This is a genomic window from Teretinema zuelzerae (assembly GCF_021021555.1).
In the GTDB taxonomy this organism is placed as follows: Bacteria; Spirochaetota; Spirochaetia; order Treponematales; family Treponemataceae; genus Teretinema; species Teretinema zuelzerae.
Map to the genome: position 1 here is coordinate 1225400 of NZ_JAINWA010000001.1, position 21521 is coordinate 1246920.

26 protein-coding genes and 1 riboswitch are annotated in these 21521 nt (G+C 54.8%); of the genes, 11 read left to right on the forward strand and 15 right to left on the reverse strand.

Features of this window, described 5'->3' with window-relative positions; translation table 11 throughout:
* Nucleotides 1–58: 58 nt before the first annotated feature.
* Both K7J14_RS05515 and K7J14_RS05520 read left to right on the forward strand, forming a co-directional pair.
* On the forward strand, nucleotides 59–874 hold the full coding sequence (locus tag K7J14_RS05515; protein WP_230754120.1) for a CheR family methyltransferase: 816 nt from the start codon (nucleotides 59–61) through the stop codon (nucleotides 872–874).
* A 12-nt stretch (nucleotides 875–886) separates the two neighbouring features.
* A complete protein-coding gene (locus K7J14_RS05520; protein ID WP_230754122.1) occupies nucleotides 887–2101 on the forward strand; it encodes a protein-glutamate methylesterase/protein-glutamine glutaminase in 1215 nt (404 codons plus the stop codon).
* A 111-nt stretch (nucleotides 2102–2212) separates the two neighbouring features.
* Here the strand turns inward: K7J14_RS05520 and K7J14_RS05525 are convergent, their stop codons facing one another.
* The 5 genes from K7J14_RS05525 to K7J14_RS05545 all read right to left on the reverse strand — a co-directional run bounded on the left by K7J14_RS05525 (nucleotide 2213) and on the right by K7J14_RS05545 (nucleotide 5869).
* On the reverse strand, nucleotides 2213–2704 hold the full coding sequence (locus K7J14_RS05525; protein ID WP_230754124.1) for a SoxR reducing system RseC family protein: 492 nt from the start codon (nucleotides 2702–2704) through the stop codon (nucleotides 2213–2215).
* An 89-nt stretch (nucleotides 2705–2793) separates the two neighbouring features.
* Nucleotides 2794–3600, reverse strand: a complete 807-nt coding sequence (locus K7J14_RS05530) for a TIGR00282 family metallophosphoesterase (protein WP_408033974.1) — start codon at nucleotides 3598–3600, stop codon at nucleotides 2794–2796.
* A gap of 24 nt (nucleotides 3601–3624) precedes the next feature.
* On the reverse strand, nucleotides 3625–4152 hold the full coding sequence (locus K7J14_RS05535; RefSeq protein WP_230754128.1) for a tetratricopeptide repeat protein: 528 nt from the start codon (nucleotides 4150–4152) through the stop codon (nucleotides 3625–3627).
* Between the two features lie 24 nt (nucleotides 4153–4176).
* Entirely contained in the window at nucleotides 4177–4764 is a 588-nt protein-coding gene (locus tag K7J14_RS05540) for a bifunctional nuclease family protein (RefSeq protein WP_230754130.1), read from the reverse strand.
* A 61-nt stretch (nucleotides 4765–4825) separates the two neighbouring features.
* Entirely contained in the window at nucleotides 4826–5869 is a 1044-nt protein-coding gene (locus K7J14_RS05545; protein WP_230754132.1) for a polyprenyl synthetase family protein, read from the reverse strand.
* A 44-nt stretch (nucleotides 5870–5913) separates the two neighbouring features.
* On the opposite strand from K7J14_RS05545, the gene K7J14_RS05550 reads away from it, so the two are divergent.
* Complete coding sequence (locus tag K7J14_RS05550; protein WP_230754134.1) at nucleotides 5914–6513, forward strand: RlmE family RNA methyltransferase; 600 nt, start codon at nucleotides 5914–5916, stop codon at nucleotides 6511–6513.
* Between the two features lie 64 nt (nucleotides 6514–6577).
* Nucleotides 6578–7564, forward strand: coding sequence for a M23 family metallopeptidase (locus K7J14_RS05555; RefSeq protein WP_230754137.1), 987 nt, complete (start codon nucleotides 6578–6580; stop codon nucleotides 7562–7564).
* 24 nt (nucleotides 7565–7588) lie between these two features.
* Here K7J14_RS05555 and K7J14_RS05560 read toward each other — a convergent pair whose 3' ends face one another.
* The 6 genes from K7J14_RS05560 to hflX form a co-directional block, all read right to left on the reverse strand.
* The gene (locus tag K7J14_RS05560) at nucleotides 7589–7804 is read right to left on the reverse strand and encodes a hypothetical protein (RefSeq protein ID WP_230754139.1); all 216 of its coding nucleotides are present in this window, start codon (nucleotides 7802–7804) and stop codon (nucleotides 7589–7591) included.
* Nucleotides 7805–7826: 22 nt separating this feature from the next.
* Complete coding sequence (locus tag K7J14_RS05565) at nucleotides 7827–8081, reverse strand: hypothetical protein (RefSeq protein WP_230754141.1); 255 nt, start codon at nucleotides 8079–8081, stop codon at nucleotides 7827–7829.
* The gene (locus tag K7J14_RS05570; RefSeq protein ID WP_230754142.1) at nucleotides 8059–8646 is read right to left on the reverse strand and encodes an RNA polymerase sigma factor; all 588 of its coding nucleotides are present in this window, start codon (nucleotides 8644–8646) and stop codon (nucleotides 8059–8061) included. The genes K7J14_RS05565 and K7J14_RS05570 overlap by 23 nt, the downstream gene beginning before the upstream one ends.
* On the reverse strand, nucleotides 8633–9001 hold the full coding sequence (locus tag K7J14_RS05575; protein ID WP_230754144.1) for a hypothetical protein: 369 nt from the start codon (nucleotides 8999–9001) through the stop codon (nucleotides 8633–8635). The genes K7J14_RS05570 and K7J14_RS05575 overlap by 14 nt, the downstream gene beginning before the upstream one ends.
* Nucleotides 9002–9066: 65 nt before the next feature.
* Nucleotides 9067–9579: a flagellar basal body-associated FliL family protein gene (locus K7J14_RS05580; RefSeq protein WP_230754147.1), complete on the reverse strand. Its 513-nt coding sequence runs from the start codon at nucleotides 9577–9579 to the stop codon at nucleotides 9067–9069.
* Entirely contained in the window at nucleotides 9572–10843 is a 1272-nt protein-coding gene (hflX, locus tag K7J14_RS05585) for a GTPase HflX (RefSeq protein ID WP_230754149.1), read from the reverse strand. The genes K7J14_RS05580 and hflX overlap by 8 nt, the downstream gene beginning before the upstream one ends.
* Before the next feature lie 118 nt (nucleotides 10844–10961).
* On the opposite strand from hflX, the gene K7J14_RS05590 reads away from it, so the two are divergent.
* Nucleotides 10962–13442, forward strand: a complete 2481-nt coding sequence (locus tag K7J14_RS05590; RefSeq protein ID WP_230754151.1) for a hypothetical protein — start codon at nucleotides 10962–10964, stop codon at nucleotides 13440–13442.
* A 4-nt stretch (nucleotides 13443–13446) separates the two neighbouring features.
* On the opposite strand, the gene K7J14_RS05595 is transcribed toward K7J14_RS05590, so the two are convergent.
* Nucleotides 13447–13854, reverse strand: coding sequence for a (deoxy)nucleoside triphosphate pyrophosphohydrolase (locus K7J14_RS05595; RefSeq protein ID WP_230754153.1), 408 nt, complete (start codon nucleotides 13852–13854; stop codon nucleotides 13447–13449).
* Nucleotides 13855–13918: 64 nt separating this feature from the next.
* On the opposite strand from K7J14_RS05595, the gene K7J14_RS05600 reads away from it, so the two are divergent.
* Together K7J14_RS05600 and K7J14_RS05605 are read left to right on the forward strand one after the other, a co-directional pair.
* Entirely contained in the window at nucleotides 13919–14323 is a 405-nt protein-coding gene (locus K7J14_RS05600; RefSeq protein ID WP_230754155.1) for an acyl-CoA thioesterase, read from the forward strand.
* 30 nt (nucleotides 14324–14353) lie between these two features.
* A complete protein-coding gene (locus K7J14_RS05605; protein WP_230754157.1) occupies nucleotides 14354–14731 on the forward strand; it encodes a DUF1622 domain-containing protein in 378 nt (125 codons plus the stop codon).
* Between the two features lie 28 nt (nucleotides 14732–14759).
* Here K7J14_RS05605 and K7J14_RS05610 read toward each other — a convergent pair whose 3' ends face one another.
* Nucleotides 14760–15551, reverse strand: coding sequence for a PHP domain-containing protein (locus tag K7J14_RS05610; protein ID WP_230754160.1), 792 nt, complete (start codon nucleotides 15549–15551; stop codon nucleotides 14760–14762).
* Nucleotides 15552–15646: 95 nt separating this feature from the next.
* Nucleotides 15647–15727, forward strand: a riboswitch (SAM riboswitch).
* A gap of 61 nt (nucleotides 15728–15788) precedes the next feature.
* Between K7J14_RS05610 and K7J14_RS05615 the strand changes: the two genes are divergently transcribed.
* From K7J14_RS05615 to K7J14_RS05625, 3 genes are read left to right on the forward strand one after another with little or no spacing between them, the layout of a single operon-like run.
* The gene (locus K7J14_RS05615) at nucleotides 15789–16802 is read left to right on the forward strand and encodes a methionine ABC transporter ATP-binding protein (RefSeq protein ID WP_230754162.1); all 1014 of its coding nucleotides are present in this window, start codon (nucleotides 15789–15791) and stop codon (nucleotides 16800–16802) included.
* The gene (locus tag K7J14_RS05620) at nucleotides 16799–17461 is read left to right on the forward strand and encodes a methionine ABC transporter permease (protein ID WP_230754164.1); all 663 of its coding nucleotides are present in this window, start codon (nucleotides 16799–16801) and stop codon (nucleotides 17459–17461) included. The genes K7J14_RS05615 and K7J14_RS05620 overlap by 4 nt, the downstream gene beginning before the upstream one ends.
* A 25-nt stretch (nucleotides 17462–17486) precedes the next feature.
* Nucleotides 17487–18281: a MetQ/NlpA family ABC transporter substrate-binding protein gene (locus K7J14_RS05625; protein WP_230754166.1), complete on the forward strand. Its 795-nt coding sequence runs from the start codon at nucleotides 17487–17489 to the stop codon at nucleotides 18279–18281.
* A gap of 69 nt (nucleotides 18282–18350) precedes the next feature.
* Here the strand turns inward: K7J14_RS05625 and K7J14_RS05630 are convergent, their stop codons facing one another.
* Both K7J14_RS05630 and K7J14_RS05635 read right to left on the reverse strand, forming a co-directional pair.
* The gene (locus K7J14_RS05630) at nucleotides 18351–19118 is read right to left on the reverse strand and encodes a substrate-binding periplasmic protein (RefSeq protein WP_230754168.1); all 768 of its coding nucleotides are present in this window, start codon (nucleotides 19116–19118) and stop codon (nucleotides 18351–18353) included.
* Nucleotides 19119–19175: 57 nt separating this feature from the next.
* Nucleotides 19176–20705 (reverse strand): DUF5312 family protein, encoded by a 1530-nt coding sequence (locus K7J14_RS05635; protein ID WP_230754170.1) that lies wholly within the window; start codon nucleotides 20703–20705, stop codon nucleotides 19176–19178.
* A 178-nt stretch (nucleotides 20706–20883) separates the two neighbouring features.
* Between K7J14_RS05635 and K7J14_RS05640 the strand changes: the two genes are divergently transcribed.
* Complete coding sequence (locus K7J14_RS05640) at nucleotides 20884–21519, forward strand: redox-sensing transcriptional repressor Rex (protein WP_230754172.1); 636 nt, start codon at nucleotides 20884–20886, stop codon at nucleotides 21517–21519.
* Nucleotides 21520–21521 lie beyond the last annotated feature (2 nt).

Sequence of the window (21521 nt, forward strand, 5' to 3'; positions counted from 1 at the left end):
GGACCCCCTGAGGTTTTAGACTTTTACGAGATACGATCGAAGATACACAGGAGTTTTTATGGCCGATTTTCTCAGCGATGCCGATTTTGATCAGTATCGAAAACTTATATACGACGAAAGCGGAATCACCTTCTCCGCCACGAACCGGGCCATCCTGGAAAGCCGATTAAAAGAACGCCTCAGAGAAAAAACGATGTCTCATGTAAGCGAGTATTACGCGCTCATCATGAAAGACAAGGAAGAGATGAAGTTGATGCTCGACTCTGTCACCACCAACCTCACCCGATTTTTCAGAAACCAGCCCCATTTCGACGCGCTGGAGAATTTCATCATACCTGAAGTCATAAAACTGAAAAAGGCGAAAAACGAAACGAAGATCAGGGTATGGAGCGCGGGCTGCTCGACCGGAGAGGAACCCTATACGCTCGCGATGATATTGAAAGATAAACTCCCGGCGCCCTTCACCGCGGAAATCGTCGCCTCGGACCTGTCGCTCAAATCGCTCTTGGTGGGAAAGACCGGTTTTTATCCCGAACCCCGCATCGTCGGAATCCCCGACCAGTATCTGTCCCGCTTTTTCGAAAAAAAGAACAACGGATACCAGGCAAAGCCGGACATCATGAACATGATCCGCTTCGACTATCATAATCTGAAGAACGATTCCGGACAGAGAAACATCGATATTTTGTTCTGCAGAAACGTTTTGATCTATTTCGACGAGCCGGCGCAAAAAGCGGTAATCGACCGTTTCTGGGACGCGATGTCCCCGAAGTCCTACCTTTTCATCGGCCACTCGGAGTCCTTGTTCGGCATGAAAACCCGATTCGAATTCCTTAAAACCGAATGGGCCTGCCTCTACCAAAAAAACACCTGACAGGAAGAATAAATGGAAGCCATATCCGTATTGATTGTAGACGATTCAGCCCTCATGCGGAGCTTGATAGGCAAGATCGTAGATTCAGCCCCGAACCTCCAGATCGCCGACAAAGCGATGAACGGACGCTTCGCCCTGCAGAAAATCGCCAAGGCGAAGCCGGACATCATCGTGCTGGACATAGAAATGCCGGAAATGAACGGCATTGAATTTCTCAAGGAACGTAAAAAAATCGGACTCGATATTCCGGTGATCATCCTCTCGAGCATCGCGAAAGAAGGCGCCAAGGTCACCATGGAATGCCTTGAGCTCGGCGCAAGCGATTTCGTCACCAAGCCCTCGGGTTCGGAATCCGCGGATCTCCACACCGTCGCGGCCCAGCTTGTCGAGATGCTGCAGGGGTACGGCGGACAGTACCAGCTGAAGAAAATCGCCGGCACGGCGCGCCGGATACCGGAAGAGCTCCTGAAAAGCTACGAATCGCGGCTCATCGACCCGGAAACCGGCCATTATCAGCGCAAAACCGGCATCGAAAGCCTTCATCCGGGTTCGCCGGACCTGTTCCATCAGGATACTGCGGCCGCCAGGGCCGTTCAAACCGGCAAGCCGGCCGCGGCGAAACCGGTGCCGGTGCGCAAACCCGGCCCGATCGAAATCATCGCGATAGGCATATCCACCGGCGGACCGAACGCCCTCCGCGAAGTATTCGCCAAAATTGATCCGAACCTGAAGCAGCCGATAGTCGTCGTCCAGCACATGCCGGCCGGTTTTACGGAGGAATTCGCGAACAGTTTGAACAGGATCTGCCCGCTCGAGGTAAAAGAAGCCCAGGAAGGCGATCTGGTCAAACCCGGCAGAATTCTGATAGCTCCGGGAGACAAGCATCTGGAAGTGGAAAAACGGCCGCTGGCCTCAATCGCGCACATAACCGACGCCCCGCCCCAGAACGGGCACCGTCCTTCGGCCGACGTGCTGTTCGGCTCGATCGCCCGCGAGTATCAAAACAGGGCGCTCGGAATCATCATGACGGGAATGGGCCGCGACGGAGCGGCAAAGCTCGCGGAATTATACGCGGAAGGATCGAGAACGCTCGGGCAGGATGAAAAATCCAGCATTGTCTACGGAATGCCCCGGGTTGCCTGGGAGCTGGGCGGAGTCATGGAACAGGTAAGCCTTTCCGATATGGCCGAGGCGATCAATAAATACGCCCGGGAATTCGCGCATTAACAGGGTACGGGATGCCCGAGTCGAGTCTATTTCGCTACGGGCATCCATCTGCAAGCTCTACTACCTGCCGGAGCCCGGATCGCTCCACGTACATCCTTAAAAAAAACTCTTTTACCGGCCCGATCCCGGGTCTCCCGGTTCTGAATCCTGATAGTTCCCGGTTTTCCCGGGGGCTTCCTCCGCGGAAAGATCCAGAGGAGAGGCTTCCAAAACAGAAATAATCTCCGGCAGATCGGCCTCTACGCTCTTGCGTATCCGATAGACCAGGATCATCGCGGCGACAAGGGCCGCGAGGGCGATTCCGACGGATCCGCCCTCCCCCACTGAGGGAATATAGCGCCGCGCCGCTATAAAAAAGCACGCGGAAACCGCGACCGGCACGCCTACCGCGAATATCGCCTGATACAGCTGGTTCTTCACCGGCGCGGCGATTTTCACTTCGCTGCCCGGCTTTATCGGAAAATTCCGCGAATTCGCCACGCGGAACAGATTGCCGTTTTTCTTGCACTCGCTATTAGAACAGCCGATGCACACCTCGATGTCCAGGGGCTGGACCGTCGCAACTGAACCTTCGATAGAAACAACGCGCGCTGACTCTTGCATATTTAGCCTCCTGTCATGCAACGGGCGGAAATCTTCCTCCCGAATAGCCGGGGCGCTGCGCATGCGGCACGCATCGCCCTCGTCTTATATTATACGCGATCCTGCTGGGGCGGTTCCCCGCAATCATGCGAAAAACTGCGTATAGCAGCGGTTTTTCCGCTATCATCCAGATCGATCACGACTCCCTGAAGAGCCGGCCGTGTCCACGCGTCCTTGCTCCAGTCCGGCATGCGGGAAAGATACTCGCGTATGTGAACCTCCGGATCCGTGCCGCCAACTGAATCAAGGCTTCCCGTCCTGCCGGCGTCGGTTATCACCCCGCAGCCGTTCGACAAGATCGAAGGATCGGCCGTCTGAACCCGTCCGTGGGAACCGATCACCGCCGAGACGCGGCCGTCTGCATGGCGGAAAAACGCCTGCTTTTCCGCTGTCGCGGCCGCGTGAAAATCCACGATGATGTACGGAGTTTCCTGTCTCAGCCGATCGCACAGGGGATGCAGGGCCGCGAAGGGATTGTCCCCGTGCACGCGGGAAAAACCCGCCTGGCCGAGCATCGAAACGACCGCAACCCGCTCGCGGCCGGCCTGTGCGAAGCGCCAGCCCCGACCCGGGCTTTGCAGAGGAAAATTCGCCGGCCTCAACACATAGGGAACGGTATCCATTCCTTCTACCAGATCTTTTTTAAAGAAAATACTGTCTCCGCCGGTGATCACGTCGATGCCCAGCTTGCGCAAATATCCGGCGTGCTGCCGGCCAAGGCCTGCGCCTCCGGTCGTTCCGTCGCCGTTGGCGATCACAAGATCGGGTTTTTCTGATTTTTTCAGTTCGGGCAAGCCCTGTTTTACGCACCAGATTCCGGCTTTGCCCACAATTTCAGCGATGTATACGATTCTGATGCCCATTCTTCCCCCGAGAGAGTCTTAGTCCGGTATAAATCCGCGTTGTTCGAGTATCCGGGCGCATGTATTCATATCGTCGGAGCGCCCCAGCTCCTCGTACGTATCCCGCAGATTATACAGAGCATCGTCGAAATCGGGAATAAGGGTGACGGCTTTCTCGAACGATTGCGCGGCTTCTTCGAAACGGGACTGGCTGAACTGGAGGACGCCGTAATTGTTCCACACCCGGCCGTTTCCCGGTGAAAGCTCAAGAGCGTTTTGATAGCATTCCTCCGCCGCGGAATCCTCTCCGGTTTCGTGGAGAACTACGCCCAGGGTGTCAAGAGTATCTACGTCCAGGGGATTTTCTTCAGCGGCGTGGAGAAGGGCTTCGCGCGCTTCCGGCAAGCGTCCGATCGCCCGGCAGCTGAGCGCGAGATTAAACCAGAGCACTGGATTATGGGAATCGGAGAGCAAACCTTTGCGGAGGCTTGCGATTGCTTCCTCATGCAAGCCTTCCGCCGCCAGCTGGACGGCATTGTCGTTCAGCCAGGCAGATGTTTCTTCCATGAGCGCGAACTCCTTATTATTCGGTCAGCTTCTTCCGGCCGCGCCGGACTCCGCGGCGTCGACAGCCTTCAAGCGGTCGCGCAGATTCGCGGCCCGCTCGTAATCTTCTATATCCAAAGCCTGCTGCAGTTCTTTTTGAAGAAGCTGCCGCATCGAGTTTTCCTGCAGGGAGGACTCTCCCGTTTCCTGTACGGACGAAATCCGATCCACCGGCACGGCGTTCTTGGCCATCACCTCGTCGTCTACATGCACGGGACATTCCATTCGGGCCGAAAGGCACAGAATGTCCGACGGACGGGATTCAAGCCTGATTTCCTTGCCGTTTTTGGCAATGACGATTCGGCACAGGTAGCTTCCGCCCTTGATTCCGTAAATCTCCACTCGTTCTAGTTTTGCGTCCAGAGCCGTAATGGTAGAAATAAGAAGCTCGTGAATCATGGGCCGGGGTGCGAGGATATGAGTCATTTCAATCAGAATGTTCTGAATATCGGATTCGGAAACATATACGGGCAAGGCCACGCCGGAACCCTCGGATCTGATGAATACCGCGTTCCCGGAGGATGCCTGGGCTATTGTCCATATCTGAGCTGAAAGAAACCTCACCGTCTTCATACTTAAATCGTACTACAGGACATCCGAGAAAACAATGAAGCAATGTAAATACTTCTCCCGGTCAGACTCCGCCTTCGAGCATGGACTCAAAGAGAACTGCGATAAGGTCGGCGGACTTGTTCCCGGGATAGCGTCCCCTCAGGGTCAGACAGGTCTGGCTGATGAGCTGGCAGCCGTATGCGCGCGCCGACTCGATCGCGCCGGATTCCTGCAGCACCGATATAACCTCTTCGACCGCATCGCTTTGGATTCCTTCCTCGCGGGCACGTTTAAACAATGAGGCGATGCGTTCAAGATCGCCCTGGCTGCGTTCAAGATGCATGATGACCGGAAGGCTCTTCTTTCCTTCCACCACGTCGTCGCCTCGTTTTTTGCCGGGGTTTCCGGTGGTGAGATTCTTCACGTCGTCGAGTATCTGGAAGCCCACTCCGATGCGGGCGCACAGTTTTCCGTACTCTACCGCGTCTCCTTCTTCAGCTCCCGCCGCCAGCATTCCGATCTCCCCGGCCATTCTCGCAAGCGTGCCGGTTTTGAGCGTAACCATCGCTTCGTACTCGGCGCGCGCGGGGATCTTGTCCTGGCTGCGGTGCCACGCGATGTCCATGGCCTGGCCCAGATGCAAACGCCTCAATTCGCGCGAAGCCGAACGGTAGAGGTTCAAACGGAGCGTATCGGAGGAGGGAAATGAATCGATGACCGATTGGGCATGAAAATACAGCCAGGAGGCGGAATTGATGGCCGTGTCCGAGCCGTACAGGAGATGAACGGCCGGCTTGCCGCGCCGCTCGTCGGAAGCGTCCTCGATGTCGTCGTGGATAAGGCTCGCGGTATGCGAAAATTCGACGAGAGGAACGAGGCCGTAGGCCCGGTCTCCGCCGCCGGCAAGCTCGCAGGACAACACCATGAGGAGGGGGCGCCAGCGTTTTCCGCCGCGGAGCAGCAGGTCGCGGCAGGATTCGGTCAAAGGCGAAAGATGAACCGGACGGACGGCATCCGGAATTCCGGCGAATGAAGAATTAATCCAGTCGTTGTCTGGCCGTTCAGGCAAGGCTGAAGCGAGAACTTCTTCGATCTTTTCAAGTCTCCGCGTATATTCTATATTCATAGCCGATATTGTATCCGATAACCGTTTTCTTGCAAGGGGAACCCATGCCGTCCAACAGCTACAGCAAACCTGATTTTTGGAGCCAAAAAGCCTTTTCAGAAGGATATCCGGCCAGATCTGTGTATAAATTGAAAGAAATGGACGAAAAGTTCGGTCTTTTGCGCCCGAATACCCGCGTTCTCGATCTCGGAGCGGCGCCCGGAAGCTGGACAACCTTCCTTCTCCGCGCCCTCGACGGTTCGGGGCACGTCACCGCGATCGATCTTTCTCCGCTCTCGAAGGACGTAAAAGGAGACAACCTCTCTTTTTTTCAGGGAGACCTCTACGCTCCGGCGATCAGGGCGGAGGCGAAAAAACTGGGCCCCTACAATCTCGTCGTCTGCGACGCGGCTCCCGCAACCACGGGCAACAGGACGGTGGACACCACGCGTTCAAGCGGACTCGTCGAGCTTGCGATCTTCTACGCCGAACAAATGCTTGAAACCGGCGGAAATTTCGTAGTCAAGGTATTCCAGGGCGGCGGCGAACAGGAACACTTGAAAAAACTGCGCACCCTTTTTACATCCGCACGGGGCTTCAAACCGGTCGCCTGCCGTTCGGAAAGCTTTGAAACCTACCTTATAGGCCTTAATAAAAAGGGGTAATACCCGGAGAAAACATGCCGAAAATATACACAGCCGTCCTGCGGGATGATATAGTGGAGACACGATGAGAGTAAGCAGATTCCTCCAACCCGCATGCGGGATTGTTCTAATATCGCTGTGCGTTCTTGCAGGTTGCGGAATTGACGCTTCCGGGGAACCGGCGGCGCCTTCCGCGGAAGCAGAGGGCGGCCGCTCGCGGACGGAAATCGCCCAGGCGGAAGACGCGCCGAATACCGCGGAATTCACCGGCATGGGAGGCTTCGACGGTGGCCTTCCTTCGCAGAGGCCGGGGCAGGAGGAAGAACCTAAAACCGAACTCCCCGAGCTCTATTATTTTACCCATATAGTTAAACAGGGCGACATGGTCGGGATTATCGCGAAAGAATTCGGGGTAAGCCAGGACGCCATCATCAGCCTGAACAAACTGAGAAACACCCGGACGCTCCAGATCGGCCAGATACTGAAAATCCCCTCGATCAACGGAATCCTGTATACGGCGAAGAAGGGCGATACGCCCGAGAAAATAGCAGACCAATACCGCATTTCGCTGGAAAAAGTAGCGCTCGCGAACAACATCGCCGACAACACGATCGCTCCGGGAGCCGTACTCTTTCTGCCGGACGCGAAACTTGACTGGGTCACCATACAGGAAATAAACGGAGATCTCTTCAGAAAGCCCCTGCGCGGCAGATATTACATCTCCTCACGATACGGCTGGAGAAATAATCCCTTCAGCGGCAAGAGGACCTTCCATAACGGCATCGATATGGCGACTTCGCAGGGCACTCCGATTTACGCCGCGTTGGACGGCCAGGTCATCAGAACAGGATACGACGTCACCTACGGAAACTACGTCATCGTGTCCCACCACTCCGGATACCAGACGATGTACGCTCATATGCACACGATACTCACCACCAGGGGAAAGCACGTCACGACGGGAACGAGGATCGGAACCGTCGGCAACACAGGACAGAGCACCGGATCCCACCTGCATTTTACGGTGTACAAGAACCGGTCCACGATCAATCCTTCGTCCCTCTGGAACTAACCGACGGCAACGCCCCGCCGTACCTCAGGTATGGGCGAAGCCGAACTTTTTCACGAAAAAATCGATATTCGATCCGACGAACACTCCGCACCAACCGGTAACCGCCACCCCGCAAAGGATGGAAAACGGCACGATGAACGAAGGGCCGAAGGCCGCGCGCGACCATTCGCCGACGGATGTAAAAGGCAGCACGGAAAAGCCGCCGGCGAGAATAAACCCGGAAACAAGCCAGCGGAACATCGAAACATGGCGGTCGACGGGTTCAGGCGCTACCCAGGCGATGCCCGACGAAGAAATGCGGGCAAGAAGCGGCCTGCACGACGGGATCGGCAGACTGAGGCAATACGTCTGCCTGAGCGGGAGCAAGGGGAGCCGCGAGCACTTTCTCGGCAAGGGTCAGCCGACGCACGCTCGTGCGGCACACCGGACAGAATAACAGATGAACAGTCACCGAGAGCGGAACGTGTTCGTATTTATCAAGCGAGAGATATCTATCAAAGGCCTTTTGGCAATTCATGAACGTCTCCTTCATCGAGCTTCTCGCGCAAAATTTTCTTCGCGCGGAAAACATGGGACTTAATGGTGTTTACCGGCAATCCGGTAACCTCGCTGATGTCAGCGTACGGCATGTCGTAGAAAAAATAGAGATCCACGCACGCACGAAAGCGCTCGGGGAGGGATTTCACCGCTTCTCTGACCGCCTCCCGGGAACAATCCTTGAGGTGTCGTTCCTCGGGAGTGTCGGCGGGGTCGGTAATATCGTAATCTTCAGCGAGCGACGCGTATTCCCTGCGCCTGTTCACTGCGTTGATCGCTGTATTGTACGCTATCCGCATCAGCCAGGTCGAAAACTTCGACTCGCCCCGGAAAGACCCCAAAGAGGTGTAGACCTTGATCAGAACATCCTGCAAAAAGTCTTCAGCGTCGTCTCCGTTTTTAAAGAAGCCGTAGCCAAGGCTTAATATCCGCCGGCGGTATTTTTCCGCCAACACGGAAAAGGACGAAATATTCCCCGCCAGAACTTCTCGGCATAACAGAGAATCGTCCTGCGGCGGGAGCGGGGGGAAATCATTCCCGTGCATTATCGTGTTTTCTGTCGGATCGGGTTACGAAGTAGAAAGCGATGAGGCTGATCCCGAGAGCGAAGGGAATAAGCCCTCCAAGCAGGGAATAGCTGATTCCTTCGATTAACAGAAAAAGCAGCGATAGAACAAGGCCGGTTCCGGTAAGCAGGAATCCCGCCAAAACGCAAAACAAATATAAGTCGAAAACAGGACGCGTATAGCCGCCCCTTTCAATATGCCGTACAATTTGCCGATGCCGCCATAGCAGATAGAAAAAAACGACAACGGCGCCCATTACAATGCCCACGATCGGAATCGTCGCGATCAGCACCTGGGCTGCCGGCACCGCGCTCGCAGCGCCTGAAAAATCCATATCATCCTCCTTCCCGAATTCAGACACGAATATCCGCATCCGGGTTGCGCCTTGCACGCGCGCTATTATTGAAAAATTTCGTATTCGCTGAAATACAGCGATCCGGCCGAGCCCAGAACGAGATGCGCGTTGATTTCCGCTAACAGCGATTTCTTTACGGCGTTTTCGCCCAGAATCGCCAGCTCCCGCGCTGTACGGGACGAGCACCATTCCCGGAAAAGGTCCCGGATTTCCGGGGTCTTACGGGACAGCTCTTCGGCAAAGGGGCGGTCTCCGGCAGGGATGGTCAAATACGGGCGAACGACGAGGGTCGCCGGCTTGTCGCCGGAAAGCGGAATGCGCAGAGTCCCGATGCCGGAAAAAAGGCTTTCACCGTCGACGGCGACGCCCTGCGAATCGCCGCCCCGCCGCTCTTCGATGCCGAGGAGGCTCCGGGGGTTCGCGCGGCCTGAAGCGAAAGCCCAGAGGGTTCCGGCCACGATCGCGGCGAAAATCAGCGTGCCGACAATCATCAGCGCCGCCGAAACCATGTCCAGCGGAGGAAGCGTCTTTCTTTTTGCGGTTTTTCCCCTACGCATGGCCCTTCTCGGCAAAAGGAGCGAGCGCGGCCGAAAGCCGCCCGGAAGACCGGGCATGCATGCGTATGAACTCGTCTCCGTACTCGATCGAAGAAACGCTTCCCTCCCGGTGCGCGAACGCGACCAGATCCTGGCGGGCATGGGGCAGCAGATACACGCCCTCGTCCCCGCCTAAAAGGGAATCGATCCGCGATATCAACGACTGAAAGCCTTCGCGCGTTTTCGCGCTGATGGACACCGCGTCGGGGTAGAGCGCGCGCAAAGTTTGCCGGGACATCTCGTCCAGCCGATCGATCTTGTTTAAAACCGTCAACACCGGACGATCGGCGGCCCCGACCTCGGAAAGAACCTCTTTCGTCGTTTTTTCATGAACCGCGATGTCCGGATCGGAAGCATCCAGAACGATGAGCACCGCGTCCGCGAAAACCGCCTCTTCAAGGGTCGCGTGAAAGGCGTCGACCAGGGTGTGCGGAAGGTTGCGGATAAAACCGACGGTGTCAGTCAGCAGTATGGTGCGGCCGTTCGGAAGCGAATAGCGCTTCGTCGTCGGGTCGAGCGTCGCGAAGAGCTTGTCCTCGGACAACACCCCGGCGTCGGTCAAGGCGTTCAATAAACTTGATTTTCCCGCGTTGGTATACCCGACGATCGCGCAGGAAGGAACGGGAACCCGTTCGCGCCGCTTGCGCATGGTGGCGCGGTCCTTCCGCACCGCCTTCAGCTCTTTTTTAACCAGGGCGATGCGGTTCATCACCCCGCGCCGGTCGAGCTCGAGCTGGGTTTCGCCGGAACCCTTGTTTCCGAAAGCGCCTCCCCGCTGGCGCGAAAGATACTCGTGGGCGTGCGTGAGGCGCGGCAGCGAATATTCCATGCGCGCAAGCTCCACCTGCAATACCGCCTCGCGGGTAATCGCGCGCGCGGCGAAAATGCGTATTATCACTTCCTGCCGGTCGAGACAGGTCTTTCCGGTAAGCGAATCCCAGTTCCGCTGTTGCGTCGGGGATATTTCGAAATCGAACACAATTTCGTCTGCATCGAGTTCCTGAGCCTGTAATGAAATTTCCTCGGCTTTCCCCGAACCCATGCCGAATTTAGCGGACGGTTCATTGCGCCTCAGAACGATGGTTCCTGCGACAGTCAAACCGGCGGTTTTTACCAGGCTCGACAGCTCCCGCAGCGCGTCGTGATCGGAAAGAGCCTTGTCTTCCGTGCGGCCGACCAGCAGTGCTCGTCTCGGGCGCGAGCCCTCAGCTTCTAAATCTATCATCAGGCACACTATACCCCATCCCGATTGCCGTGCATAGCAATAAGATATCTCATGATTTTCTTATTCTTTTCCGATATAGTAATGTACCCCTCGAGGGAACACCCATTACGGAGGATTCGTGCGCACTGCACCGAAAATAGCGATCAGCCTGATTTTATCCCTACTCCTCTTTACCGGCCTCACTCTGGCGGCTCAGGCAGGGCTCTTTTCTCTTCTTGAAACCCGGTTTTATCAACCGGCGGTTCTTGAAGCCGCGGGCGCGCAGCTGGATTCTGTAGCGCAGGAGCTTGACGCATGGCACGCCGAAAACCTCGGCAAATTCAGTGAATTCAACTCGGCCGACCCGGTAAAGCGCAGTCTCCTTCCGAATCAAAGCGAACAGGACATCTTCGACCGGGAAAATCTCGCAGGCTCGCTCATGACTACCGTTCCCGGATTGACGGGAATCAGGATAATCGACGCGGGAGAAGCGCTTCCCGAGGGCGAAACGAGAACATCCTGGAAGATTCATTACAGCACCTTCCGCGAAGATATTCTTAAACGGGAAAAGTTCCAGATTTCGTACGAAAACTACGGAAAGAAACCCAACGAACCCGATTTCAACCGTCTTTCCATGAACGACGGACAAGAGCCCAGAATCATTACGGATCCCCAAACCGACCGCTTCCTGTATTGCTATCCCTTTATCGACTCTTACGGAGCATGGCGCGGAACCGCTGTATTCTATATATCCGGCCAGGCCGCGGTTCAACGCCTCGTCGCCGCCAACCTGCTCAGAATCAGCGAAAACGTTACGCTCATCTCCGACGAAGCAAGCGACGCGGTCGGCATCGTCACGGGCCTCCCCGCGACGGGGAAACAAATCATCGTCGGCGCGATCGCAGAAAAATGGGCTCGGAATGACACGGAAGCGGCAAGAATCGTCGCGACAGAAGACTCCGGCTGGGTGCTTTTATCCCGCTCCTGTTCAAGCTGCGGCTTCGTCGGCAGGCTGGTCGCGGAAGAATTATTCGTTTTCCCGCTATCAGTGCGCATCCTTTTTCTCGCAGTCAGCTTTTGCACGATCTTTCTGGTACTATTCCTGCTGTTGAATCTGAAACGGGATGAAATGCTGGTCGTCCGCCAGAGAATACGGCGCTTCCAGGCGGGGTTGCTTAACGAGATCATAGAAAAGTCCGATGAACTCAAATGGGACGAGATCCGGAAGAATCTTTCCTACAGAAAGCCGGACTTCAACACCGAAATAAAGAAAAGCTTCGGCAGACGGCTTGCTAAAAAACACGGTTCCGAGATCGATTCCCTGCTGGACAAGAGCTGGGAAGAGATTCTCGCGGCCCTCGGACATCAGGGCCCCCGGCGCGACAGCCTGGGAAGCACTGAAGAACTGAGGCAGATGCTCGAGCAGGTGCTCCAGAACAACGCGATTAACCTTACGGTGACCGGTACAGCGGCCCCGCCGGCAAAACGCTCCGCCCCCTTGCCGAAAACCGCTCAAATTCAAAGCGACGATGCGGATCTCGAAGAACTCTCGGACGAGGTCGAAGAACTTTCAGAAGTCGAAGAACTTTCAGAAGTCGAAGAACTTTCAGAAGTCGAAGAGCTATCAGAAGACGAAGAACTTTCAGAAGTCGAAGAGCTTTCAGAAGTCGAAGAGCTCTCGGACGACGTCGAAGAACTTTCAGAAGTCGAAGAACTTTCAGACGACGTCGAAGAACTTTCAGAAGCCGAAGAGCTATCAGAAGACGAAGAACTTTCAGACGTCGAAGAGCTTTCAGACATCGAAGAACTCTCAGACGTCGAAGAGCTTTCAGACATCGAAGAACTCTCAGACGTCGAAAAGCTTTCAGACATCGAAGAACTCTCAGAAGTCGAAGAACTTTCAGAAGTCGAAGAGCTATCAGAAGCCGAAGAGCTTTCAGAAGTCGAAGAGCTTTCAGAAGTCGAAGAGCTTTCAGAAGTCGAAGAGCTTTCAGAAGCCGAAGAACTTTCAGACGACGTCGAAGAGCCTTCCTGCAAAGCCGAGGAGTCCGCCGCAGAGGATATTGAAACCGTCGCGCCCGCTGATGCTGACGAAGTTGAATACCTCGACGGAGAATGGGAGCCTGAACTGCTGGAAGTCGCCACCGACGAGGAAATGGCCGACTTCATGGACGACATTCCGAATGAACCCGACCACATCCTCGTATACAATTTCGACGAACGTCCCGATCTCGATCATGGACCCGTTAAAATTTCTCTCGACCCGGACGATGCTTCTTCCGATACATATATCGTGTCCGCGCTTGATTTCTCATCTCTCGATGCGGACGCGGAAGAGGATGCGCAACGAGTGGACTACATCGATTCATTTCTTCTTAAAAGCCCGATAACAACGATTCCGAGCTGCTACGAAAGCCCTGTGTACGAATTTCTGGAAGTGATCGGAGATGCCGAGCCGGACGATATGGAGGAGCTTTCGCCGGAGTACGATCGCGAGCAGGAAGACGATACAATGACTATCGTAAACGAAGACGGCCTCTTCGTCGTGGCGGAATCGCCGAAGCCTGGAAAAGAAATCGATCCGGAATTCCAGGAACTGGTCAATTCCGTTCTTCTATAATCCTTCAATCCTTTCGATGTTTCTCGGAGCCTTCCAACAAGGCATTCACGACAGCCTCGTCGGCTGGGGCGAATAGGTAGTCCGATATTTCGTGCAAGCTCACCCATCGTATATCGTCGTGATCGTGAAGCCGAATGCGGCCGCCGAGAAGAATCGCCTTTACCGCGATCAAATGCACAACCCTTCCCTGCCCGTAGTCGTATTCGGTTTCGCACAGGATTCCGCCCGTTTCGATATGCATATCCATTTCTTCCCGCAATTCGCGGGCGATGCAGCCGCTCGCGCCTTCACCCGGCTCTATCCGGCCGCCGGGAAATTCCCAATACCCGCCGAGCCTGATGTCGGGCTTTCGGCGGGCTATGAGGATGCGCCCTTCGCGATTCTCGATCACTGCCGCGGCTACGTTTATCATGACTAAAGTATAGGCATTGCCTGAATCGATTGTCAAAAAAACGGCTGGGGTATATTCTGTACAGATGAAATACGTCGCAAAAAAAATAGTGCAAAGCTACGAGCTGGATTCCTACAACCATGTAAACAACGCTGTTTTCTTGAATTATCTGGAATTGGGACGGATGGAATTCCTGAAGGCGATCGGATTCGACTACCCGGGCCTTTACGAAGCGGGTTTATATTTATACGTCACCCGGGTCGATATCCGATACCGAGCCTCCGCTCGCCTGTTCGACGAATTATCGATAGAGGTCGAACCGATTAAACTGGGAAAGGTTTCCGGAATTTTCCGGCAGACGATCACGAATCAGAGAGGAGAAGTCTGCGCTGAAGCCGAAGTGTCTTGGGGCTGCGTGGACAAGAACGGGAAGCCTTCGAAGTTTCCCGAACGCTTCATGGTAGACGGCCTTCAACCGGAAACCGACTAATTTTTTTTAAGAGAGATTAAAGGAGCGACGATGCACATATTCGATAACGCGATGTATTTTCTGGAAATCATTTCCGTGATAATCAGCATCATCAGCGTATGCGTGGTAATTTACGGGACTGCTATCGCCTTCGGCCACTTTCTCGTGAATGAACTCAACCGCGCGCGGGGTCTGTACACCATACACAAGCTTCGGGTTCTTCGCGCCGATCTGGGCACCTATCTGCTCCTCGGACTCGAACTTTTGATCGCCTCCGACGTGCTCAAGACGATAGTCGAGCCGGGACTCAACGAGCTGATGATACTCGGCGGCATCGTCATTTTGCGAACCGTGCTTTCCTTCTTTCTCGACAGGGAAATCAGGCTGCTCGAGCAGGAAGCCCGGCAGTTTCCCAAAATGCCCCACTGAGGCAGAACGCTCTCGACTTCGGCGCTCATCAGGCAAAGCCGAGAGCTGTCGATGCTTCGACCGGCGTAATGCCGATATCGAGGGCGAACCGCTCGGCTCGCCGCGCGCCTTCGATCGCCTCTTCCGGCTGGTGGGCGTCGGAATTGCATATGATAACCGCGCCGGCGTCAGCCGCCATTTCCCAGAACTCCCGCACCGGATAGGGAGACCGCATGCCGTTGTCCCCCTGAATCTGAGGCCGCAGCAGGCCGAGACCGTTCACTTCCATCGGAATTTTTGCGGCTATCGCGGCGTCGATAATATCGCGGCATGCCGCCTTCACCTCGGACGTCATGCGGGTAAACCCCGCCAAAAACAAATCGGGATGGGCGAAGCAATCGTAGAGGCCCGTAGACAGGGCCTCCAGGGTCAGCGCGACATAGCGTTTTAACAGAGGCTCGTCGGTAACGTCGGGAATATAATAAAACTCGCCTCCGTCGGGAACCCAATGAGACCCGTACACCAGATACTCGGCGCCGTACTCCCCTTTCAGCACATCCCGATACCAGGAACCGAAGGCCGGATGCCATTCGCATTCGAACCCCCAGCGAACGGGGATCGGAGATGCGGCTTTCGCCTTCTCGAGAAGGCCGAGATATTCGGGAACCGATGAAACGGCCATCCGGCTCCCCGGCCAGACGGAATCGTCGGGATAGGGGCAATGATCGGAAATGCCGAGAAAGGAAGCTCCTCCGGCGACAGCCTCACGGATGTAATCCGCAGGTTCGCCGGAAGCGTGTTTGCATAATCGCGTATGAGTATGAAAAGATGAATGTACCACGATCCGAACTATATCAACTTCGCACAGGTCGGGCAATCAGCCTCCGGGAAAACGGCTCTTGACATCGGCTTTTCTTTCTGTTTAGATTGCCTCATCTCTTATCAAGAGCGGCAGAGGGACTGGCCCTATGAAGCCCGGCAACCGATTTTCACGGTGCCAATTCCAGAAGATGAGAGAGGTAATGATTATTATCAGAAGCCTCCCGTACGGGAGGCTTTTTTTTTCAGGAGGTCCGGAATGATTCAACTCCGCAATGTTTCGAGACGGTACGGAGAGCGAACGGCTGTGAACGCAGTCGATCTCGACATTCCCGGAAACACCATATACGGCATAATCGGGAAAAGCGGCGCGGGAAAGTCCACGCTGATACGGCTCATCAGCCTGCTGGAAAAGCCGGACTCGGGCGAAATCCGTTTCGGCGAAGACAGGGTCGACAATCTGACAGGAGACGCCCTCATCGGGCAACGCCGGAAAATCGGCATGATCTTCCAGAATTTCAACCTTTTCGGATCCCGCACAGCCGGCGGAAACATAGCCTATCCCCTGGAAATCTCGGGAAAGCCCCGCAAGGAAACAGAACGCCGCGTGCAGGAGCTCCTTGAACTGGTCGGACTGGAAGGCAGGGGGAACGCTCCCGTCAGCACCCTCTCCGGAGGACAGAAGCAGAGGGTCGCCATCGCCCGAGCCCTCGCGGTCGAACCGGACATTCTGTTCTGCGACGAAGCGACGAGCGCCCTCGATCCCCAGACGACGCGGTCGATCCTCGAATTATTAAAGAATCTCCAGAAAAACATGAATCTCAGCATCGTCATGATAACCCATCAGATGGAGGTAGTGAGGGACGCCTGCCGGTCCGTGGCCGTTCTGGACGAAGGCAAAATCGCGGAAACGGGTCTCGTCGCGGATATTTTCTCGCGTCCGCAAGCGGCCGTTACCCGCGAATTCCTGACTCACCTCAACCCGCTGGAAAGCATCGCCGAATCGTCCTGCCCGGATCTGGTGCGCTGGTCGCATGAGGGAGGCGCGTACATCCTCCGGTTCAGAGGCGCCGTAACCGGAGAGCCGGTATTAAGCCGGCTCGCAAGAAAGTTCGATATCGATGTCAACATCAGAGCCGGCGGCGTTCAGGACGTATCGGGAATCGCAGTCGGAACGATGATTGCCGATCTCGCGGGGAAACCCGACGAAGTCGCTCAAGCCAGGGCCTGGCTCGAAAGCCAGGGCGTTTCCGTAGAGGAGAACAAAGAATGACGCCGATAGACGCTTTTATCCAGCTGGTGGGAACCGCGACGGTTCAAACCCTCGCAATGGTCGGATTATCGACCTTCTTCTCGCTTCTTCTCGGTTTTCCGCTGGGGATACTCCTGTGCATAACAGATCCGGCGGGCATCGCTCCGCGCCCCCTGCTCAATCAGATTCTCAGCAGAGTGGTGAACGTGCTGCGGTCGTTTCCCTTCATCATTCTCATGATCCTTCTTTTTCCGCTTTCCCGTGTACTCATCGGGACGAGCATCGGTACGACGGCGACGATCGTCCCGCTTTCAATAGCCGCGGCGCCCTTCGTCGCGAGAATAATCGAATCTGCGATAAAGGAGGTGGATCCGGGGGTCGTTCAGGCCGCCCGTGCCATGGGAAGCACGAACGCCCAGATCGTTTTCAAGGTGCTGATTCCCGAAGCCCTTCCCTCCCTGGCATCGGGAGTCACGCTCACCGTGATCAACCTCATCGGCTATTCCGCGATGGCAGGAGCCATAGGCGGAGGCGGTCTCGGAGATCTCGCGATCCGCTACGGCTACCAACGATTTCGGGGCGACATCATGATCGCCTCCGTCGTCATCATACTCATTCTGGTCGAGCTCATTCAGCTCGCCGGAAACAAAATAAGAGACATCCTCATCGCTCGTCGATGAGGTTCTTGAAATACAGGAGAAACACATGAACAAGAAAACGCTTCTGCTCGCATGCGCCGCTTCCGCCGCGATTCTTGCCGGCTGCGCGAAAAAAGACCCGGCCGTACTGACGGTCGGAGCCACGCCGGAACCCCATGCGAACATACTCGCCCTGATCGCGGACGACCTCGCGAAAGAGGGCATCACCCTAAAAATCGTAGAATTCAACGACTACGTCACCCCGAACGAAGCGGTTGAGTCCGGACAGATCGACGCCAACTTCTTCCAGCACGTCCCGTACATGAACACCTTCAACAAGGACAGAGGCTACCACCTGGCAAGCGTCGCCGGAACCCATGTCGAGCCGCTGGCCCTCTACTCCGGAAAATACGACTCCCTTACCGCGATTCCCGACGGCGCCGTCATAGCCGTTCCCAACGATCCGACGAACGAAGGAAGAGCCCTGCTGCTCCTGCAATCCGCAGGACTGTTGAAGCTCGACGCGAACGCCGGCCTCGAAGCTACGCCGCAAAACATAGTCGAAAATCCCCGCAACTTCAAATTCCGCGAGATCGAAGCGGCTTCGCTTCCCCGAATCCTCGCCGATGTGGATGCCGCGGTCATCAACGGCAATTACGCGATCCCCGCCGGCCTTTCAACAGCAAAGGACGGACTGCTGGTCGAAGGCGCGGACTCTCCCTATGTAAACATCGTTACGGTAAAGGCAGGCAACGAGGCGGACCCCAAGATACAGGCCCTGGTCAAAGCCGTGCTGAGCGACGAGGTGCGCGAATGGATCAAAACCACCTATCCGGACGGAGACGTGGTTCCGGTTTTCTGATTAGCATATAACAACTGAGCCGATTAATAAGGGGGCGTCCGGCAAGCAACTGCCGGACAGCTCCTTTTTTTATCGTACGCCGGAATACTCGCCGAGGATCCGGTCTATAGTACCGTCTGCGAGCATATCTGAGAGAGCCTGGTCAAGTTCGGCAATTCTTGATGCGAGCGGAGATTTTTTGCTTACCAGGAAATGAAAAGAGCTTCTTCCTAAAATCCCTTCAGTGGCTTCAATCCTATCAAGCACTTCCTTGCGAGAAACCGAATCGTAAACGAGAAACGGATCCTCGATCAGTATGTCCGCCCGCTTAACCGACAGCATTTGATACATGCCTTCGACTGAAACGGCATTGATAACCGGCACGCCCATATCTTCGAGAGTAATCCGCGACCAATCGTTCCCGATGTAGGATATTACGGTCAGTCCATCCCTGAGTATATCATTGACGCTTCTAATTGAATCCATTTCTTTCGCGCGGGGATGTCCGGCCCATGTCCAGACAAGGTACTCCTTCACCCAAAACGGCCGGGAAGTCTGTACGGAATACTCCAGCCGCTCCGGAGTGGGGATCGTCGCCATGATGTCGGCCGAACCATCTCTCACCATCACTTGGCAGCGGGCCCAGGGATAGGTTTCCATGACCAGTACGGAACCCAGGCGCTTTTCGATCAATTCGCGAAGTATATCGCAAAAAAAACCGGAAGATTTTCCATCCGGGGTTTTATAGTTCGCTGGAGGATAGGACGCATACACGAATCGGTACGACTCGGCTGCGACAGGCAAGGAAAGAAAATACAAACAGGTTAGAACAAGCAATCCGGGTTTCCGCACTTTCATACCTCACTACCATTGTAGTTTCAGGCGAAAGAGGATTCCAGTTCCAGCGGAAAAAAATCAGTCGTCTTTCAGGAAAAGCTGCATGAGCATCACAAATGCGTATATCTGTTTGTAGACTTCAACCACCCATTCCTTGATGGGCCGATCGGAATTAAGCTCAAGCTCTTTCCAGTTCGTAATCATCTCGTGCGGGCTTTTTTCGTAATCCTCTACGATCGCCTTGAGGCTGCGCGCGATCGAAATCAAATGCTGGGTGCCCGTGGTCAGATACTTGAGGGCAAGATCGTTGACGTCCTTCAGCTGAGTCCTCAGCTGCTTCACCACTTCCTTGTCGCGGTCTGCGCGGGAGAGCATGGTTTTCAGCTTTGCGCCGAGATCCTCGTCCTCGGCCAGAGAGTCGTCGAACGCGGTGATTTTATCCGACAATTCCAGAAGCTCGTGAAAGCTCCCCGAATACGCGGTCGAAAGGCCGGGCAGAGACCACTTTCCGCGCACGAGAAAGAGATCGGTAAGAGCGCGGATGTCTCGCTTAAAGTAATCGATAAGAAACGCTTTGAGATAATTCAGGGCATCGACATGGAGATATCCGCCGAGCATTTTCTTTTCGAAGGCGGGATTCGCCTTGTCGGCGTAATTCTTCAACCGCAGGACTGATTCGGTTCCGAAGACCTGCCTCAGCAATTCGCCCACCTTGTTCATCTTCGTTTCCTGCTGAATCTGCTGAAGAGTCATTTCGGTTTGCGTTTTAATCTTCGTTATGTACGTATCTACGATTCTGTCGGCAACCGGCTCGGTCGTCACATGATAGGAGGGGTCGTGGGAAAGATGGCAGATTATCTGTTCCATCACTCCGGTTTTCTTTATATCGGACAAGATGTTGACGAGCTTGTTCCATTGTCCGATCGCGACAGGCTCAACTTCCCGATAGGCCTTCACGATCGCGAAAATACGGGCCCAATCGGCCTCAAGCGGCAGCGTATAGGCGACAAGTGCGAAATCCTTGAGATCCTCCAGGACGTATTCTCCCCTAATGGTTTCAAATTTCGGCGTATATGAAAAATTGCGCTCGGGGAGGGATGAATCGAATTTCTTCAATAGAAATAAATAATCGAACGAGACGAAATTAACGAGCATTTCGAGCTGGGAATACAGGGCGTCGATCTTTTTCACCGTATCGGCGCTGAACTCGGACATGAAGGCCGAAAGCTCGTCGCGAATCTGCGTAGACAATTCCTTGGGCGAAGAGGTTTTGCTCCGTTCCTTTATCGCTTCTTCGGTAAGCCTGTCCCGCAAGGAAGTCTGCTTGTCGGAAAACGACATTTCCACCAATACGTTTTTCAGCACAGTCGACGAATTGGCGTTCGCCAGTATAACCTGGGCGGAACCGACGACCTTATACACTTCCCAAAAAAACTTTCCCATCCCGGGCAACGCTTCTTCAGAATTCGGCCGATACCATTTATACCTGCTTTTAGACAGTTCTTTCGCTATGAGTTTTAGCTGGCGTTTTTTTTCAACCTCAGGATCCCGGGTTGACAGGAAGATATTCACAATCTTCTGAAAAAAGTTCTCGGTATCTGCTGCCATTACTCTAATATCTGATAATTCCCCTACCCTGTCAATCAAAGTTTACCGGTATATACGCTCGCAGACCGCATTGTTGGACAACTTGTGAATTATTTCACAGCTTGAGGCTTTTTTTTCTTGACAACCTTTTTCCCTCCTGCTATTCTAACTGTGAAATTATTCACAAAGGAGGAATAAGATGCCGATCCCCAGACCGACAGCAGAACGGCTTTCACAGCTCGCCCGTCTTTTGGACCAGCATAGCCATGCGGCTGCGATCTCATCCTCCGAGATCGAACATAAAACCGGATGGCCGAGCCATACCATCAGAAAAGACATATCCTTCCTCGAGCTTGATGCCGATATTTCCACGACGGCCGGCTACAACCCGGTCGCCCTTGCCAAAGCGATTCGAAAAACGCTCAACCTCGCCGAAACAGACTCGAAATGCTGCATCGTCGGACTCGGACGCCTCGGTTCTGCATTTCTCGAATATTCCGGTTTCGCAGGCAGCCCGTTTTCCCTGTGCGCCGGATTCGATTCGAACGTTAACCGGGTGGAAATTCTCAAGGCAGACTTTCCCCTCTATCCATCCTTCAAAATGAAGGAAATCATTCCTCGCTTCGGAATAAAATTCGCGATTCTCTGCGTGCCTCCCCAGCAGGCCCAGGCAACCGCCGACAAACTCATCGAATGCGGAATAACCGGAATCGTCAACTTCACCCCGTCTCTGCTCTCGGTTCCCTCGGGAATCGAGGTTGAAAATGTTTCAATTATCGACGCGCTCGGAGCCCTAGCCGCCCGTTTAGCCGCCGAAAACGCACATAAGGAGTAATC